This is a genomic window from Variovorax robiniae (assembly GCF_037889955.1).
Taxonomy (GTDB): domain Bacteria; phylum Pseudomonadota; class Gammaproteobacteria; order Burkholderiales; family Burkholderiaceae_C; genus Variovorax; species Variovorax robiniae.
In genome coordinates this window covers 69,814-85,014 of record NZ_JBBKZS010000011.1, presented here as the reverse complement: position 1 = coordinate 85,014, position 15,201 = coordinate 69,814, and the positions used below count along the sequence as shown (strand labels likewise).

Sequence of the window (15,201 nt, the reverse complement as noted above, 5' to 3'; positions counted from 1 at the left end):
CGCTCGAGTCCTCAGGTCAGCACGCTCAGGAAGGCGTCGTTGAGCTTGCGGTCGTGATAGAAGATCGCGCGCCCCAGTTCGTCGTCGGTCCACACCAGCGGCGGCTTGTCCGGGTAGTAGATGTAGCCGCCCGAGAACACCTCGTTGCGGTTGCCACTCGGGTCGAAGAAGTAGATGGTCTCGCCACGCGTGATGCCATGCCGCGTCGGGCCGATGTCCAGCGATACGCGCTTCTTTGAGATGATGTCGGCCGCCTTCAACACCTCGCCCCAGTTGTCGAGCAGGAAGGAGGCATGGTGGAACTTGTTCTTCTCCGCATGGCGGATGAAGGCGATGTCGTGCGGCTTGGTCGAGCAGGTCAGGAAGGCCGCGATGTGCATGCGATCCGGGCCGGCCACGACGCTCTCGGAGAGCTGGAAGCCGAGCACTTCGGTGAACAGCTTCATGGTGCCGTCGAGGTCGTCGCCGTAGAGCAGGCAATGGTCGAAGCGCGAAGGGGCCATGCCCTTGAGATCGTCCGGGTACACCTCGGGGTTCTCGTAGGACATGCCGTTGCCGACCTTCTCCTTCTCGGCGAAGAGTTCGATCGAATGGCCGGTCGGCACGGTGAAGCGGAAGCGCTTGCCGGTACGCAGGTGCTCGCCGGCCTCGATCCATTGCATGTCGGTGGCCAGGCCGCTCGCCTTCACGTCGGCGGCCAGCTTGTCGAGCGTGGCCGGCGAATCGACGCGGAAGCCCATGAAGTCCATGCCCGCTTCCTCGGCCTCGCGCAGCACGACGCTGTGATGGTCATGCTCGTCCCAGGCCTTGAGGTAGACACGGCCCTGCGCATCGCGCGCGGTTTCGATCAGGCCGATGACCTGGGTGTAGTGCTTGACTGCGGCAGGCAGGTCGAGCACGCGGATCTGTACATGTCCGGGACGCAGAACGCCAGTGATTGCCATGATGGTCTCCTTTGGGGTGGGGTCAGTGGGGGGTGATCGGATGTGGTTTCTGGCGCCGCTCGAGGCAGCGCGCGAGGGTGGCGACGGCCTGCACTTGCAGGTCGCTTTGGGGATAGGCGCGGCAGGCCAGCACGTAGCCCTCCGCCTCTTCCTTCGCGCTGACATGGCGGCGGCTCATGCGGTCGCGCCGCACGGCGCCCGACTCGATGCGGACCTTGCAGACGCCGCAGCCACCGCCGCGGCAGCCGACAGGGATGCCCCGGCGGCCGAGTTGCTCCATGCCGCCGAGCAGCGTCTGGTCGGCACGGCACGCATAGCGTTCCTGCGTGTTGCCGATGGCGACGACGAACTTCGTGATGGCGAGCGGCATGTCACAGCGCCTTGAAGAGCGGGCTGCGCGGTGCAGCGGACGCGGCATCGGCGGCGGTGAAGAACTTCTCGGTGTAGATGTCGCGTTCGAAGAGCCGGCCCTGCATCAGCGTGGCGATGCAGGCCTCGGTCATCGGCGGCGGGCCGCACAGATAAGCCTTGTGGCCGCGGAAGTCATTCGCGAAGTGGGCCTTGAGCGCCTCGTGGGCATAGCCGCGTGCGCCGGTCCATTCGGCGCCCTCGGGCAGGTCCGACAGCACCGGGACGTACGTGAAGTTCGGGTGCTGGTCGGCCAGTTGCTCGAACAGGTCGCGGAAGTACAGCTCTTCTGTGTTGCGTGCACCCTGAATGAGTGTGATCGGCAGCGTGCAGCCTTCGGCCAGCAAATCCAGCACCATCGACTTCGGGCTCGACAGTCCGGAGCCGCCCGCCACGAAGATCATCGGCAACCGGGCCGACTTGCGCACGAAGAAGCGGCCGTTGGGCGCGGTGAAGCGCAGGCGCTGGCCGACCTGCAACTCGTCATGCAGCCATCCCGTCGCGCGGCCCTGCGGCACGCGGCGGATGTGCAGTTCGATGAGGTCCTCGCTCGGCGCGTTGGCAATCGAGAAGGCGCGCTCGCCTTCGACGCCGGGCACATGCAGCATCACGTACTGGCCGGCCTGGAATTCCGCGCGCCGGTCGGTGCGAAGCCACAGGCCGCGGATGGTTGGCGTGAGCATGCGGGCCTCGACCAGCTCGGCCTCGTAGTCGCCGAGCTGGAGGAACTGCGCGTCCGGGTCTTCGTCGATCTCGGCCTCGATCACCAGGTCGGCTTGCGCCATCGCGCAGCAGGCGAGGATCTTTCCTTCGTCGCGCTCGAAGTCCATCAGCGCGAAATTCGAAGCCTCGCCGTGGTCGTATTCGCCTTCGAGGACCTGCACCTTGCAGGTGCCGCAGACGCCGTGGCCGCACGCATGCGGAAGCCACACACCCGCGCGCAGGCAGGCGTCAAGCACGGTCTGGCCGTCACGCGCCGGGACGCCCTGCCCCAGCGGCTCGATCATGATCTGGAAGCTCATGGCATCGCTCCTTGCACTTCAGCTCGACGAGCCCTTGATGCCCTTCAGGCCGGGCGTGCGGAAGCGAATCGCCGACTTGTGCACGAGGCCGTTGTCCGCCAGCGACTTCGCGGGGTCGGGCGTGAAGGGCTTGCCGGAGTCGAACCACTGGGTGCGGCTCCAGTCGATCTTTTCGAAGTCGGGATGGCTGCCATAGACGCCGGGCAGCACATCGCTCTGCAACGCGCCGAAGGGCATGGCGGCAGGAAGCGGCAGGCAGACGGGCGAGCAGAACAGCAGGTGGTCGTCCCAGCCGATGTAGAGCAGGCGGTTGCCGTGAAAGCGGTCTTCGCTGTCGGCCACGGTGCCGGTGTAGTCGGGGGCGAGTGCAACGACAGACATGTAGTTCTCCTTTTTGGGGTGAGCTCCGCCCACGCCGTGCGCGAGGCACGGCGGGAGCAAGGAGCGATGAGTTTCAGGCCGCCTTGGCCTGCGCGGAGAGGTCCTGGCCGGTCCAGCGCTCCCAGTTCGCCTTGTCGGGCGAGCTGTTGAATTCGCCGTTGTCCGCGCCGTCGTTGATGTGGTAGTACTGCAGGACCGCCGCCAGCGGGTTGAAGCCCGGCGCCGTCGGGTCGGTGCCCTCGGGGAAGCAGTTGCCCTGGTAGATCTGGTGCACCGGCAGCCAGGCCTGCACGTACTTCTCCGGCTCGCCGTCGAAGACGTCCTTGCAGCCGTCTGAGCAGAAGTGATGCTTCATGCCGTGATACGTGCTCTCGCGGTAGCAGATCCGAGTCGGGTCGTCCGGCTCGGTGAAGGCCATCGGGATCTGGCAGACCTGGCACAGCATCGGCAGCGTGTTGTTGAACCAGCGCTTGCCCTGCTGTTCCTGCTCGGACAGCCATTCGAAGCGCGGGCGGTACAGGGTGTCGAAGGTGTCGGGATACTTCTCGGCCAGCCACGCCATTTCGTCGGGCTTCGGCACCCAGACGTTGAAGTCGGCGGCATGGCCGTAGTTGTTGAAGATGGCCCAGGCCTCGTGCGAGATGCGGCTCTTTTCCTTCGCGGCCACGTCGTGGTACTTGGGCATGCGGATGCCGTAGCGCGCCAGGTCCTGGAACAGCGCGCCGCCGTTCTTCTCGAAGTACATCTCCCACGCCTCCGACCAACTCATCACGCGCTTGGGCAACATGTAGTCCATCATCATGGCCACCAGCGTGAGCAGGCGGTAGCCGCGCCAGAACCACTTGTCGACCCACTTCTGCACGATCGGCACGTTGTCGGGGTCCTGCTCGAGGATGAACTTCACCACTTCCAGCCCCAGCGTCATGTGGCGCGATTCGTCGCTCTGCGCGGAGAAGCCGAAGGTGACGGTCGCCATGTCGCCGTTGTAGGCGGCGCCGCTCATGAAGGGCATGAACAGCAGGTTGGTCAGCACGTATTCGAAGGAGAACGAGATCGCCGTGACGAACTCGAAGGGCCCCGCCGACATCGCATCCTCGAAGTAGCTCTTGGGCACCGACAGGTACCACACGCGGTCGTGCATGTGCTGCGGGTCATGCAAGCCATGGAAGTACTTGTTGAAGTGGCTGATGGTGTGGAACTGCGTCTGTGCATGGCGCAACTCGTCGATCGACTGCATCTGGCAAGCCACGCGCGCCCCCACGCCGCGGAAGGAACGCCCGGCCATCGCGTAGCCACGGTGCGCTGCGTACTCCAGCGGAGAGACGCCGGTGAGAAAGAGCTTGAGCGTGTTCAGGTAGCGCGGGTCGCTGATGTTGAACTGCCCGTTGTTCTGCTGGAACGCGTCGATGATGGCGTAGAGCTTCTTCTCCTTCTCGCCCTGGAACTTCCAGTAGGCGTCCATCGTCAGGCGGAAGGGGTCTTCCCACTGGTCCCAGTCGTGGATCTTGATGCCTTCGAACTTGTCGAAGGGGAAGACGTCGTCCATCGACTGGTAGGTGGTGTCCCATCCGAGGCCGCGGGTCATCATCGCGTAGCGCTCCTTGAGGCCGAGGCGCGCTGCGGGCCGCTTGGTTGTGTCTGCTTGGGTCATCGTGAAGTCCTTGGATGCGAGGGCTCAGGCGCCCCAGTGGAGGATGAATTCGTCGTCGCTCTCCTCGATGCTTCCGGAGAGCGAGATGAGGCTCAGGTGGATCTCCTGCAGGTCCCAGCGGCGGCCGACCAGCGCCTCGACCGATTCGCGCCGGATCACCAGCCGGCCGGGCGCATCGATCTTCACCATCGCGGGGTATTCGTTGACTTGCGCGTCGGGGTTGTCGGCCACGATGGCATCGACGATGGCGCGGGCGGCCTCGCCGGCTTGCAGCGCGATGAAGACGGGCGGTCGGGACAGTTCGGCAGTGGCTGTGGTCATGGGGTCTCCTTGATGGCGGGATGCATGGGGTGTTGGGTGGGGTTCAAGTCGCGATGCCGAGTCGTGCGACGCGCGCATCGAGCGCGCTGCGCAGCTCCTGCAAGGTGGCATCGCTCTCGCCTCCGATGGCCAGCGCGGCCAAGGGCGCGAGCGCCTCGACGATCTGGTCGCGCCAGCCGGCGTACCACTTGGCGAGCAGCGCGGCATTGGCAGGCGACTCCGTGGCGGCGGTCTTGAGCGTGGCATCGACCCAGCGCACGTTCTCGTCGAACCATTCGTTCATGAACTCGGTCAGCATGGCCAGCGCATTGCCGGTCGCGCCGCTCTTCGCGTTGACGTAGTGGCGGTACACCAGCGGGTACATGAAGCCGTCGAACACGAGGTTCTGCGCGACGAAGACTTCGAACCAGTCACGGGTCACGAACAAGTTCTCCATCAGCCGGCGCACGCCCTGCCAGGCGGGGTGCGACAGCCACGCCTCCTTGCCTGCGTCCAGCGCATGGCCCGAGTTGCCGTCCAGTTGCAGGCCGATGCGCGAGAGGTACTGCGCGATGCCAAGGCGGTCCATGGCCGCGAAGACGAAGGGCTGTGTGATGGCCGTGCCGTAGCCGTAGCCGCAGCAGAAGCTGTGGTTCATGTTGGCGCCCCATTCGTAGTGGCGCAGCGGCACGAGCAACTGTTGCAAGGATGCCCGGGTGCTGGCGTCGGCCTGCGCCAGCAACTGGCGCTTCTCGGCGAATTCGAATTGGCGGTCGGCGCCCTCCTGCTGGCGAGCGCGCGTCATCGTGTACACGCCGTAGTAGAAGTGGCGCGGGTCCTTGAAGCTGTACCAGTCGGCCATCACGATCGCCGTGCGGCGCTTGTCGTACAGCTCGTGCTGCGGGTCCCACAGCGGGCGGTAGTGGAAGTTGGCGGTGGGCTGCATGTCCAGCGTGGCTTCCTGATAGCGCGAGGCGGGCTTGTCGCCGAGCCGTCGCGCCACATGCGAGAAGGTCTGCCGGATGGGGCGGATGTCGGAGGTCTTGATGTCGACTTGCACGGGGTTCTCCTGCGGGTTTCGGGTTGGTGCGAGGGGTGGGTTCAGTGATCGATGCCGGGTGCGCCGTAGCGCCACTTCATCCGTTCGTAATCGAGGCGCGCACCCTCCTCGGTCGTCAGGTGCCGCACCTCGTGGCGTGCGCAGAATTCGCGGAACTGGTGGAACTGCATGACGAGTTCGACGGCAAGGTCCGGATCGCCGATGGCGAATTCGAATTCGATGAAGCGCGTGTCGCGCGTGCCGGTCACGCGGACGAAGCACGGTTGGCCGGTGACTTGCGCGGCGCTGGCGCCGGCGTTGGCATTGCGGTGGTCGGGCAGCGAAGTCATCACTTGTTCAATCCATCACTTGGCGGGCAGCAAGAGCGCCACCCGTGACAAGAAGGGCAACGGCCGTGCCAGCGCGCCTAAGTGATTGATTTGTATGACCCCCTTCGCGCCGGGGGTGCGGATCACCGGGTAGTCCCGGATCTTCGATTGATCAATTGCTGCGGTGCAGCTTGATCAAATGATGAAATGCCGTCCGCCGCTACGAAGCGGGCAGGCCTTCCTTCTTGAGTCGGTAGGCCAGCTGCGGGCGCGTGATGCCCAGCAGTCGCGCCGCCTGCGACAGGTTGCCGTTGGCACGCTGCATCGCCGTCTGCATGAGGCGCTGCTCCAGAGAGGCGATGTCGATGTTCTGCTCGAGCACCTGCGCGCACAGGGCATCCAGTGCGTCGGTCCCGCCCTGCGTGATCTGGCCGGCCGCGTCGAGCCGCCCGTCGTCGCGTGCCTGCGCGGCCGTGCCCCACAGGTGGGACGCTTCGATCTCGCCGTGTTCCGGCGCCAGCAGCACCGCGCGTTCCACGGCGTTTTCCAACTCCCGGATGTTCCCCGGCCACGGGTGGCGGAGCACCTCGCGCATCGCGCGGTCGGTCAAGCCGCGCAGCTTCTTCTCATAGAGCGCGCCGAACTTCTCGATGAAGCGGGTCACCAGCGCGGGAATGTCGGCCGTGCGCTCGCGCAGCGGCGGGATCGTGATCGGGAAGGTGTTGAGCCGGTAGAAGAGATCGCTGCGGAACTTGCCGGTGCGCATCGCCGCTTGCAGGTCGACATTGGTCGCCGCGACGATGCGCACATCCACCCGCATCGGCTGCTCCGCGCCGAGCCGCTCCACCTCGCCGGTCTGCAAGACGCGCAACAGCTTCACCTGCGTGGCCGCCGGCAGGTCACCGGCCTCGTCCAGGAACAGCGTGCCGCCGTTCGCACGCTCGAAGCGGCCGGCGCGCGCATGGTGGGCGCCGGTGTAGGCGCCCTTCTCCACGCCGAACAATTCGGCTTCGATCAGGTCGGCCGGAATGGCCGCGCAGTTCACGGCGATGAAGGGCTGGTTCGCGCGCCGGCCGTTGTCGTGCAGCCAGCGGGCGAACAGTTCCTTGCCGACGCCGGTTTCCCCGAGCAGCAGCACCGTGATCGCACTGTTGGCAGCCGTGCGCAGCAGATCGAACGCCGCGCGAAAGGCCGGCGACACGCCCACCAGCTTCTGGTCGTATTCGCGGCGCGGCTGCAAGCTGCGCACATGCTCCATGCCGAGGTTGAACTCGATCAGGCGCTCGGCAATCCGGTGCTGTCGGAAGTAGCTCAGGTAGCGCTCATCGGCCCACTCCTCGGCCGGATGGCCGACGATGCGGCATCGGCTGTCGCCCATGCTCTTGCACTCGGTTTCCTTGTAGACGATGAGCCGTCCCATGAAGGCGCTGGTGTAGCCGGACGCATAGCCGATCTGCGACCAGCACTGCGGGTCTTCCCCACAGCCGAAGTCGGCCACGTGCGCCTCGCACTCCCAGGAGTTCTCCCAGAGGAACTCGCCGTAGAAATGCTGCGTGGCCAGGTCCATCTCGAGATGGACCTTCTCGACATGTACGATGCCTTCGATGGAATGCAGGCGCGGCCCCAGCATGAAGGCGTCCTCGGTGCGCATGCCGGCGCGGCGCTCCCTCACGGCGAGTTCGCCATCGCGCTGACCGGAGGCGAATCCCATGTGCACGAGCAAGGCCCGCGCGCGCTCTACCCCAAGCGTGTCGAGCAGCGCACGCCGCAGTTCCCGGAATGCCTGCGCGTGCAACAGCAGCATGCGCTGCTCGTCCAGCCAGATGTGGCCTGAACCGGCGTTGAAGCGCAGGAGAGAAAGCAGTTCTCCCACGTTGTCTCCTGAGTCGTTCTGAATGCTGCACGCATGCTAAGGCGTTCTCCGGCAAATCACCGATCGCTTACCCCAGTGCGTCGCGTGGCAGCTTTCGCCGACGCCTTCAGGCCACGACCACCCGGCGAGGATCGGCCGCTACGAGGATCTCCGCGCGCTCGGCCGATGGCGGGTAGATCCACTCCGTGTTGATCTGGTGCTTCAGGGCCTTCGCCTTCGCCCCCTCCATCTTGACCTCCCGCGTCCAGCCCTCGGTGTAGACGGCGCCCCAGGGACCGAGGTCCAGGCAGGTCACGTACTTCGGCTGGCTGTACGGGATCTTCTCCAGGCCAAGCAGGTCGGCCGCGACGTTGTGGCCCGCCGAACGACCCAGCGCCATCGCGTGCTGGCATGACATCAGGGCGAAATTGCCCTCGTCATCCGTCGCCGCCAACGCCGCGTCCCCCGTGGCAAAGACCTTCGGCACGCCGGTCACCGCCAGGTTCCGGTCCACATGGAGGCGGCCGATCGCATCCCGTCGACCCGGAATCTGCTCGGTCAAGTCGGTCGCTCGCATCCCGCCGGTCCAGATCACGGTCATGGCCTCGATGCGTTCACCGGTGGACGTGAGCAGTCCGTCGGCATCCATCTTCTCCACGGAAGTCCCGAGCTTCCAGGTCACGCCCTGGTCCCTCAACGCCTTCTCGATCACCGGCCGAGGACCCGCGCCAAGCTCCGGCCCGATGGCGCTTTCCCGCTCGATGATCACGACCCGCGCTTCCGTCTGCCCGCCCATGATCTTCCGGATGCGCGCGGGCATCTCGGCCGCGGTCTCGATCCCGGTGAATCCCCCGCCCACCACCACCACGGTATTGCGGGCGCGCGTCGAAGGCAGGTTCGCCAGCTTCCTCAGGTGCTGGTCGAGTTGCACCGCTTCCTCGAACTGGTCGACACTCAGGCCATGCTCGCGCAGGCCCGGCACCGACGGCCGGAACAGGCGGCTTCCCGCGGCCAGCACGAGCCGGTCATACGCAAGGCTTGTGCTGGCGCCGTGGGAATCCACGACATCGACCTCCTGGCTGCCCGTGCGGATCGCCCCCACCCTGCCCTGCTGGTAGCGCACGCCAGCGGCGGCGAATACAGCGCTCAGCGGCGCCTTCATCGCTTCCACCGGCGGTTCGTAGAAGCGCGGGCGCACATGCAGCGCCGGTTCCGGCGCCACCAGCAGGATTTCGACGGACCCGTCAGCCTTGCCCGCCAGGTCGAGCGCACGCGCGGCACTCAAGGCGCTCCACATGCCGGCAAACCCGGCGCCTACAACCAGGATTCGTTGTGTCATTTCGATGCTCCAGTGTTGGGTGATTCGGTGGTTTCCGTCGGCGGATCGTGATGGACGCGCGCCGCCCGGTCTTCATGACGGGGCATGTCGCCCAGCGTCATACGGCGACTCTACGAGTCGTAGTTAAATAAGGCAAGAACCAACTACGACAAACTTTGTCCTTGTTTGATACCATGCGCAACATGGCAGTTGCCGCAGGTCCGGAGAGGACCGGTCGATTCATCCTTTTTGTTGTGCAAGGAGACTGAAATGAATGTCCGTTCAAGAGCGCTGACGCAATGGATTGCGGCCAGCGCCGTCATCATGGCTACGACCTCCGTGATGGCCGCAGGCCCCGAAGCACCTCGCGAAGCGATCGCACCGGCTTTCTCCCACGCCATTGCCAACGTCCCCGGCAAGACGATGACGGCGCTGGTGGTGAGCTATCCGCCGGGTGGCAAGACGCCCGCGCATCGCCACGGGAAGGCCTTTGTCGTGGGCTACGTGCTGGAGGGCGCCATCCGCAGCCGCCTCAACGACGGCAAGGAGCAGGTGTTTCGCGCTGGCGAAAGCTGGACCGAAGTGCCCGGCACGCACCACAGCCTGAGCGAGAACGCGAGCGCCACCGAGCCCGCAAAGCTGCTCGCGATCTTCGTCGCGGACAGCAAGGACAAGGACCTGGTCGAGTTCGACAAGAAGAAGTAGCTGTCGGCTACCATGCCCGGCTTGCGTTTCCTACATCTCCGGAGAGCCATTGAGTCACATCAGCGTTGGGGTCGAGTACGGATTGCATTGCCTGCTGCACCTGTCAGGCCCGCCCACCGGCGTCGAGGTCGCGAGCGTGCGCAACCTGGCGGAACTGCAAGGCGTGTCCGTCGACTATGTGGCCAAGCTCTTCACCAAACTGGGGAAGGCCGGACTGACGGTTTCCACCGAAGGCAAGAACGGCGGCTTCCGGCTGGCCAAGCCCGCGAACGAGATCACCGTGCTTGACGTGGTGAATGCCATCGATGGCGTCAAGCCACTGTTCGAATGCCGCGAGATCCGCACGCGCTGCGCGGTCTTCGATGGCCAGGCGCCGCGCTGGGCCACGGCTGGCGTCTGTTCGATTCATGCGGTGATGCTCGATGCCGAAAAGCGCATGCGCGAGGCACTCGCATCGCAGACGCTGGCCGACATCGCAGCCCGCACGGGCGCCAAGGCCCCGCGCAGCTATGGCAATCACGTCGTTCGCTGGATGCAGAGCCGGACAACCCCGTCTTGAGTCCAGGGGGCCGCTGCGCCCCCGACGTCGTGGGCCGTTACTTCACCCACTTCTCCACCACGTCCCTGGGTATCTCGGTGCCGTGGTACTTCTTGAAGATCTCGTTCAACCTGCCATTGGCATGGTTCGCCTTCACCCAGTCGTTCACCCAGGCCAGCAGGGCGGGATCCTCCTTGCGCACCCCGATACCAAGGTCGTTGACCCGCAGGACGAACTTCTGCTCGAGCTGCCGGTTCGGCGCCTTCTGCACCATGGTCTGGAACAGGGCATTCGACGTGCCTACCAGGTCGGCCTGGCCGGTCACCACGGCCGTGATCACGCCGGCGTCGTCGTCGTAGCGCACCACGGTGGCGCCCTTGGCGTTCTGCGTGAGGTCGGTGTCCTGCGTGGTGCTGCGATTGACCGCCACACTCTTGCCGGCCAGGTCGGCCATGCTCTTCACGTTGAGGCTCTTCACGCCGCCCACCAGCGAGATCTGTGGGGCGTACGGTACCGAGTAGTCGATGACCTTGGCCCGCTCGGCGGTCCAGGCCAGGGTGGAAATGATGATGTCCGCCTTGCCGGTCTGCAGGTTCGGAATGCGGGTGGCGCCGACCGTGGGCACCACTTCCAGCGCCACGCCGAGGTCCTTGGCGAGCAGCACGGCCACGTCGTAGTCCGATCCGGTCGGCTTCATGCTCGCATCCGTCATCCCCGAGGGCGGCACGGCGAGGTCGATCGACACGCGGATCTTCTTGGCCGCGCGGATGTTGTCCAGCGTGTCGGCCTGTGCGCCGGACAGGGTCGTCGACAGGGCGGCCAGAAGCAATGCGCGGCGGAACAGGCTCTTGGGGCTCATCATGTTGTCTCCAGTGGTTGCGGGCAAAAAAACCTTCAAAGACCAGCGGCGAGGAACTGCCGGAGTTCCGCCGTCTGCGGCCGCTCGAACATGCCGGGGCCACCTTGCTCCCAGACGCGGCCCTTGTGCATGAACAGCGTGGTGTCCGCCACATTGCGCGCGAAGGCCATTTCGTGGGTGACGAGCACCATGGTCATCCCGCCGGCAGCCAGGTCGGCCATGACCTTGAGCACCTCGCCGGTGAGCTGCGGGTCGAGGGCCGACGTCACCTCGTCGAACAGCATCACCTGCGGCTCCATGGCGAGCGAGCGCGCGATGGCCACGCGCTGCTGCTGGCCGCCTGAAAGTTGCTCGGGATAGCTCTGGGCCTTGTCGGACAGCCCCACCTGCGCGAGCACGCGCGCGGTCAACTCCTTCGCCTCGGCGCGCGTCTTGCCCTTGCTGTGCCGCGGCGCCAGCGCGATGTTCTCGGCGGCCGTGAGGTGCGGGAACAGGTTGTAGCTCTGGAAGACGATGCCCACGTCCCGGCGCAATTGGCGCAGGTCGAGCCGGGGGTCGCTCACCTCGTGGCCGCACACCTGGATGCGGCCCTGGTCGATGTGCTCCAGGCGATCGATGCAGCGCAGCGCGGTGCTCTTGCCGGAACCGCTTCGGCCGATGATGGCAAACACTTCGCCCTTGTTCACGCTGAAGCTGACGCCGTCGAGCACCTTCAGCGCACCGAAGCTCTTGTGCACGTTGTCGAGCAGGATGATGCTCATGCCGCGGCAACCTCCACGCGATGGGCCACCAGCAGGCGGCGCTCCAGTTGCCGACTCCACCACGACAGCGGGAAGCACAGCAGGAAGTACAGGCCCGCGACCAGCATGTAGACGAGGAAGGGCTCGAACAGCGAGTTGTTCACCACCTGGCCGGCGCGCGCCAACTCGACGAAGCCGACCACCGAGGCCAGCGACGTGTTCTTGACGATCTGCACCATGAAGCCCACCGTGGGTGGAGTCGCAATGCGCAAGGCCTGTGGCAGCACCACCAGGCCCATCCGCTGCACCCTGGACAGCGCAAGGCACTCGGCGGCTTCCCACTGCGTGCGCGGCACAGCCTGGATGCAACCACGCCAGATCTCCCCGATATAGGCGCTGACGTAGATCGTCATCGAGATGCCGGCGGCCACCAGGGCCGGCAGGCTCAGGCCGACGATGCTGAGGCCGAAGTAAGCCAGGAACATGAGGATCAGCAACGGCGTGCCTTGCACCAGTTGCACGTAGGCTGTCGCCAGCCAGCGCAGCGGCCCGATGGGCGAGATGCGGCACAGGGCCACGATGAACCCGACCAGCCCGCCACCGACGAATGCGATGAGCGACAGCACCAGGGTCCAACCTGCTCCTTGCAGCAGGAACACGAGGTGATTCGAGTTGAAGGCGATGTTCACAGCGGCGTGCCCAGCTTGCGACGACGGGTGAACAGGGCCTGTCCCGCCGCCCAGAAGGCACCCCGCATCAGGAGGGACAGCAGGAGGTAGAACACCGCCACCACGGCATAGGTCTCGAAAGAGCGGAAGGTGTCCGACTGCACCCTGTTCGCGATGGCCGTGAGTTCTTCGGTCGAGATCTGCGATGTGATGGACGTGGCGAGCATCAGCAGCACGAACTGACTGGTGAGCGCGGGATAGACCCGCTCCATCGCCGGGCGCAGGATCACGTGCCAGTAGACCTGCGCGCGCGAGAGCGCAAGGCACTCCGCGGCCTCGATCTGGCTCCTGTGGATCGACTCGATGCCGGCGCGCATGATCTCGGTGGTGTAGGCGCCCACGTTGATGACCATGGCCAGCACCGCGGCGATGAACGCTGGCACCTTCAGCCCGATGCTGGCGAGCCCGAAGTACACCAGGAAGATCTGCACGAGCAAGGGGGTGTTGCGGATCGCTTCGACGTAGATCGCGCAAGCGCGCGCCACCACCGGGTTGCGGCTGCCACGGCCGATCGCGCAGAGCGTGCCGATGAGCAGGCCGAGCAGCGTCGCGGCAAGCGACAACTTGAGTGTGAGCCAGGCGCCGTGCAGGAACAGCGGCCATTGCGCCAGCACGCTGGTGAAGTCGAACTTGTAGGTCATGCAAGCGCTGAGGGCGGTCCCACCTGCTGCACATGGTCCAGCTCGTGGTCGCGCGGTATCGATGCCTGTGCGCCCGCCCGGGTGACACACAGCGTGGCGGCCTGGATCCCGCGCATCACGGCGGAGTCCGTGGACTGTCCGGCCGCACGTGCGGCGCACATGGCGCCAATGAAGGTGTCGCCCGCGGCCGTCGTGTCCACCGTTCGTACGGCCAGCGCGGCAAAGTGACGGCAGCCGCGGTCGTCCGCGACAACCACCCCTTGACTTCCCATCGTCACCACCGCCGTCGACGGGCCTCGACGGCGGATCGACGTCGCCGCCGCGCCCGCGCTGGTGGCATCCACGACGGAAATCCGGGCCAGTTCCGAGGCCTCGATCTCGTTCATGACGATGACGTCGACCAGGGACCAGAGCTTGTCGGGCAGCTTGCAAACGGGCGCGGGGTTCAGCACCACGATCGCGCCCTTCGCATGCATGATCTCCGCCGCAAGGACAACCTCGTCCATCGGCACTTCGCACTGCAACAGCAGGAACTGTCCAGCGACTGCCCGTCCAAGGACCTCGGGATCCGCCTTCAGCAAATCATTGGCGCCAGGAACCAGGGTGATGCGGTTCTCTCCCTCGCCGTCGACCATCACGATAGCGACGCCGGTGGTTTCCCCGGCGCTGCGGACGTTGGTGACGTCGATCCCATCCGAAGCGAGGGCATTGCGCAAGGCCTCGCCGAAGTCATCGTGCCCCACACATCCCACCATGGCAACGCGTGCGCCTTGTCGAGCACAGGCTACAGCCTGGTTGGCACCCTTCCCGCCGGGGTTCGCCAGGAACCCAAGTCCTCGCAGCGTCTCTCCACCACGCGGGGCTCTCTCCACGCGGACCATCAGGTCCATGTTGAGGCTGCCGAACACGATGATCCCGGGACCGTCTGGCTGTGTCATGCGAACGCCCTCTCAGGAGACCCGCCGCGCGATGCGCTTCCGGCCGAGTCGTTGCGCCTTTGCGACCGCGGCGTCCTCGCGCAGGTTCGCACCGATCTCGAAGTGCTCGGCGAGCAGCGCATCCGCTTCGGATGCGTTCTTGCGCCTGATCGCCAACATGATCGCCTCGTGATGGTCGATGAGATAGGAGTCGACCTGGGGGACGTTCGCAATCAACTGCCTGCGCTCCATGTGCGACTGCTGGAGCAACTTGGCGACGGCTGCGTAGACGCTGGACAGCGCCGGGGAGTGGGCCGCCTCCACGATCATCGTGTGGAAGTGAAAGTCCGCTGCGCCGCCCTGCACCGGATCGTCGATGGTTTCCTTGATGGCCTGCAAGGCCTGCGAGATCTTCTCCAGGTCCGGTGCAAGCGCACGAGCGCACGCCAGGCGGATCGCCTGTCGCTCGATCGCGATGCGCGCCTGCATCACATCGTCGACGGCGCCCGCTTGCTGCGCGAGGACCAGGCTGAAGTAGTCGGCAAGTGCAGTGAAGTCCGGCTCCCGGACCACCGTCCCATAGCCGCGCCGGATCTCGACCGCACCCAAGGTTGCCAGCGCCCTCAGCGCCTCCCGGATGACCGGCCGACTGACGCCGAGCGCGCTGGCGAGGTCACGTTCCGGCAGGAGTCGATCGCCCGTCTTCAAGCGGCCTGTCAGCAGCTGGTCCCGAAGAAAGGACAGCACGCGGTCGTATCCATCCTCGTTCGCGTCGTCCTGCTGGACGATCTTGATCGACTTGCTCATCGCGCGGACTGACTCGACCATG

At 65.7% G+C, this 15,201-nt stretch carries 18 protein-coding genes; 2 read left to right on the top strand and 16 right to left on the bottom strand.

The annotated features are described in order from the left end of the window. Positions 1-11 precede the first annotated feature (11 nt). The 10 genes from WKW79_RS23270 to WKW79_RS23225 form a co-directional block, all read right to left on the bottom strand. Positions 12-944, bottom strand: coding sequence for a catechol 2,3-dioxygenase (locus WKW79_RS23270; protein WP_340337579.1), 933 nt, complete (start codon positions 942-944; stop codon positions 12-14). A 22-nt stretch (positions 945-966) separates the two neighbouring features. Continuing rightward, positions 967-1,314 (bottom strand): 2Fe-2S iron-sulfur cluster binding domain-containing protein, encoded by a 348-nt coding sequence (locus tag WKW79_RS23265; protein WP_340337578.1) that lies wholly within the window; start codon positions 1,312-1,314, stop codon positions 967-969. A 1-nt stretch (position 1,315) separates the two neighbouring features. Then, entirely contained in the window at positions 1,316-2,374 is a 1,059-nt protein-coding gene (locus WKW79_RS23260) for an NADH:ubiquinone reductase (Na(+)-transporting) subunit F (RefSeq protein WP_340337577.1), read from the bottom strand. 18 nt (positions 2,375-2,392) lie between these two features. After that, entirely contained in the window at positions 2,393-2,755 is a 363-nt protein-coding gene (locus WKW79_RS23255) for a phenol hydroxylase subunit P4 (RefSeq protein WP_340337576.1), read from the bottom strand. A gap of 73 nt (positions 2,756-2,828) precedes the next feature. Next, on the bottom strand, positions 2,829-4,406 hold the full coding sequence (locus WKW79_RS23250) for an aromatic/alkene/methane monooxygenase hydroxylase/oxygenase subunit alpha (RefSeq protein ID WP_340337575.1): 1,578 nt from the start codon (positions 4,404-4,406) through the stop codon (positions 2,829-2,831). Positions 4,407-4,430: 24 nt separating this feature from the next. Then, entirely contained in the window at positions 4,431-4,727 is a 297-nt protein-coding gene (locus WKW79_RS23245) for an MmoB/DmpM family protein (protein ID WP_340337574.1), read from the bottom strand. Between the two features lie 43 nt (positions 4,728-4,770). Further along, entirely contained in the window at positions 4,771-5,766 is a 996-nt protein-coding gene (locus WKW79_RS23240) for an aromatic/alkene monooxygenase hydroxylase subunit beta (RefSeq protein WP_340337573.1), read from the bottom strand. A gap of 41 nt (positions 5,767-5,807) precedes the next feature. Further along, complete coding sequence (locus WKW79_RS23235; protein ID WP_340337572.1) at positions 5,808-6,095, bottom strand: phenol hydroxylase subunit; 288 nt, start codon at positions 6,093-6,095, stop codon at positions 5,808-5,810. 199 nt (positions 6,096-6,294) lie between these two features. Beyond that, positions 6,295-7,947: a sigma 54-interacting transcriptional regulator gene (locus WKW79_RS23230; protein WP_340337571.1), complete on the bottom strand. Its 1,653-nt coding sequence runs from the start codon at positions 7,945-7,947 to the stop codon at positions 6,295-6,297. Between the two features lie 106 nt (positions 7,948-8,053). Then, positions 8,054-9,265 (bottom strand): NAD(P)/FAD-dependent oxidoreductase, encoded by a 1,212-nt coding sequence (locus WKW79_RS23225; protein ID WP_340337570.1) that lies wholly within the window; start codon positions 9,263-9,265, stop codon positions 8,054-8,056. A 303-nt stretch (positions 9,266-9,568) separates the two neighbouring features. On the opposite strand from WKW79_RS23225, the gene WKW79_RS23220 reads away from it, so the two are divergent. Then, entirely contained in the window at positions 9,569-9,949 is a 381-nt protein-coding gene (locus WKW79_RS23220; RefSeq protein WP_340337704.1) for a cupin domain-containing protein, read from the top strand. A 49-nt stretch (positions 9,950-9,998) separates the two neighbouring features. Next, the gene (locus WKW79_RS23215; protein ID WP_340337569.1) at positions 9,999-10,508 is read left to right on the top strand and encodes an RrF2 family transcriptional regulator; all 510 of its coding nucleotides are present in this window, start codon (positions 9,999-10,001) and stop codon (positions 10,506-10,508) included. Positions 10,509-10,545: 37 nt separating this feature from the next. Here WKW79_RS23215 and WKW79_RS23210 read toward each other — a convergent pair whose 3' ends face one another. The 6 genes from WKW79_RS23210 to WKW79_RS23185 are packed head-to-tail and all read right to left on the bottom strand — an operon-like array spanning position 10,546 to position 15,200. Further along, the gene (locus WKW79_RS23210; RefSeq protein WP_340337568.1) at positions 10,546-11,349 is read right to left on the bottom strand and encodes a transporter substrate-binding domain-containing protein; all 804 of its coding nucleotides are present in this window, start codon (positions 11,347-11,349) and stop codon (positions 10,546-10,548) included. A gap of 32 nt (positions 11,350-11,381) precedes the next feature. Next, positions 11,382-12,107, bottom strand: coding sequence for an amino acid ABC transporter ATP-binding protein (locus WKW79_RS23205; RefSeq protein WP_340337567.1), 726 nt, complete (start codon positions 12,105-12,107; stop codon positions 11,382-11,384). After that, complete coding sequence (locus WKW79_RS23200; RefSeq protein ID WP_340337566.1) at positions 12,104-12,775, bottom strand: amino acid ABC transporter permease; 672 nt, start codon at positions 12,773-12,775, stop codon at positions 12,104-12,106. Before WKW79_RS23200 ends, WKW79_RS23205 begins: the two co-directional genes overlap by 4 nt. Further along, complete coding sequence (locus WKW79_RS23195) at positions 12,772-13,455, bottom strand: amino acid ABC transporter permease (RefSeq protein ID WP_340337565.1); 684 nt, start codon at positions 13,453-13,455, stop codon at positions 12,772-12,774. Before WKW79_RS23195 ends, WKW79_RS23200 begins: the two co-directional genes overlap by 4 nt. Continuing rightward, positions 13,452-14,393: a ribokinase gene (gene rbsK / locus WKW79_RS23190; RefSeq protein ID WP_340337564.1), complete on the bottom strand. Its 942-nt coding sequence runs from the start codon at positions 14,391-14,393 to the stop codon at positions 13,452-13,454. The genes WKW79_RS23195 and rbsK overlap by 4 nt, the downstream gene beginning before the upstream one ends. Before the next feature lie 12 nt (positions 14,394-14,405). Continuing rightward, positions 14,406-15,200 (bottom strand): FadR/GntR family transcriptional regulator, encoded by a 795-nt coding sequence (locus WKW79_RS23185; protein ID WP_340337563.1) that lies wholly within the window; start codon positions 15,198-15,200, stop codon positions 14,406-14,408. Position 15,201 lies beyond the last annotated feature (1 nt).

Excerpts from the sequence above, each read along its gene's own strand:
- WKW79_RS23250 (WP_340337575.1), bottom strand. The coding sequence starts at position 4,406 with ATGACCCAAGCAGACACAACCAAGCGGCCCGCAGCGCGCCTCGGCCTC.
- WKW79_RS23235 (WP_340337572.1), bottom strand. The coding sequence starts at position 6,095 with ATGACTTCGCTGCCCGACCACCGCAATGCCAACGCCGGCGCCAGCGCC.
- WKW79_RS23245 (WP_340337574.1), bottom strand. The coding sequence starts at position 4,727 with ATGACCACAGCCACTGCCGAACTGTCCCGACCGCCCGTCTTCATCGCG.
- WKW79_RS23270 (WP_340337579.1), bottom strand. The coding sequence starts at position 944 with ATGGCAATCACTGGCGTTCTGCGTCCCGGACATGTACAGATCCGCGTG.
- WKW79_RS23195 (WP_340337565.1), bottom strand. The coding sequence starts at position 13,455 with ATGACCTACAAGTTCGACTTCACCAGCGTGCTGGCGCAATGGCCGCTG.
- rbsK (WP_340337564.1), bottom strand. The coding sequence starts at position 14,393 with ATGACACAGCCAGACGGTCCCGGGATCATCGTGTTCGGCAGCCTCAAC.
- WKW79_RS23185 (WP_340337563.1), bottom strand. The coding sequence starts at position 15,200 with ATGGTCGAGTCAGTCCGCGCGATGAGCAAGTCGATCAAGATCGTCCAG.
- WKW79_RS23210 (WP_340337568.1), bottom strand. The coding sequence starts at position 11,349 with ATGATGAGCCCCAAGAGCCTGTTCCGCCGCGCATTGCTTCTGGCCGCC.
- WKW79_RS23265 (WP_340337578.1), bottom strand. The coding sequence starts at position 1,314 with ATGCCGCTCGCCATCACGAAGTTCGTCGTCGCCATCGGCAACACGCAG.
- WKW79_RS23260 (WP_340337577.1), bottom strand. The coding sequence starts at position 2,374 with ATGAGCTTCCAGATCATGATCGAGCCGCTGGGGCAGGGCGTCCCGGCG.
- WKW79_RS23220 (WP_340337704.1), top strand. The coding sequence starts at position 9,569 with ATGGCTACGACCTCCGTGATGGCCGCAGGCCCCGAAGCACCTCGCGAA.
- WKW79_RS23205 (WP_340337567.1), bottom strand. The coding sequence starts at position 12,107 with ATGAGCATCATCCTGCTCGACAACGTGCACAAGAGCTTCGGTGCGCTG.
- WKW79_RS23255 (WP_340337576.1), bottom strand. The coding sequence starts at position 2,755 with ATGTCTGTCGTTGCACTCGCCCCCGACTACACCGGCACCGTGGCCGAC.
- WKW79_RS23225 (WP_340337570.1), bottom strand. The coding sequence starts at position 9,265 with ATGACACAACGAATCCTGGTTGTAGGCGCCGGGTTTGCCGGCATGTGG.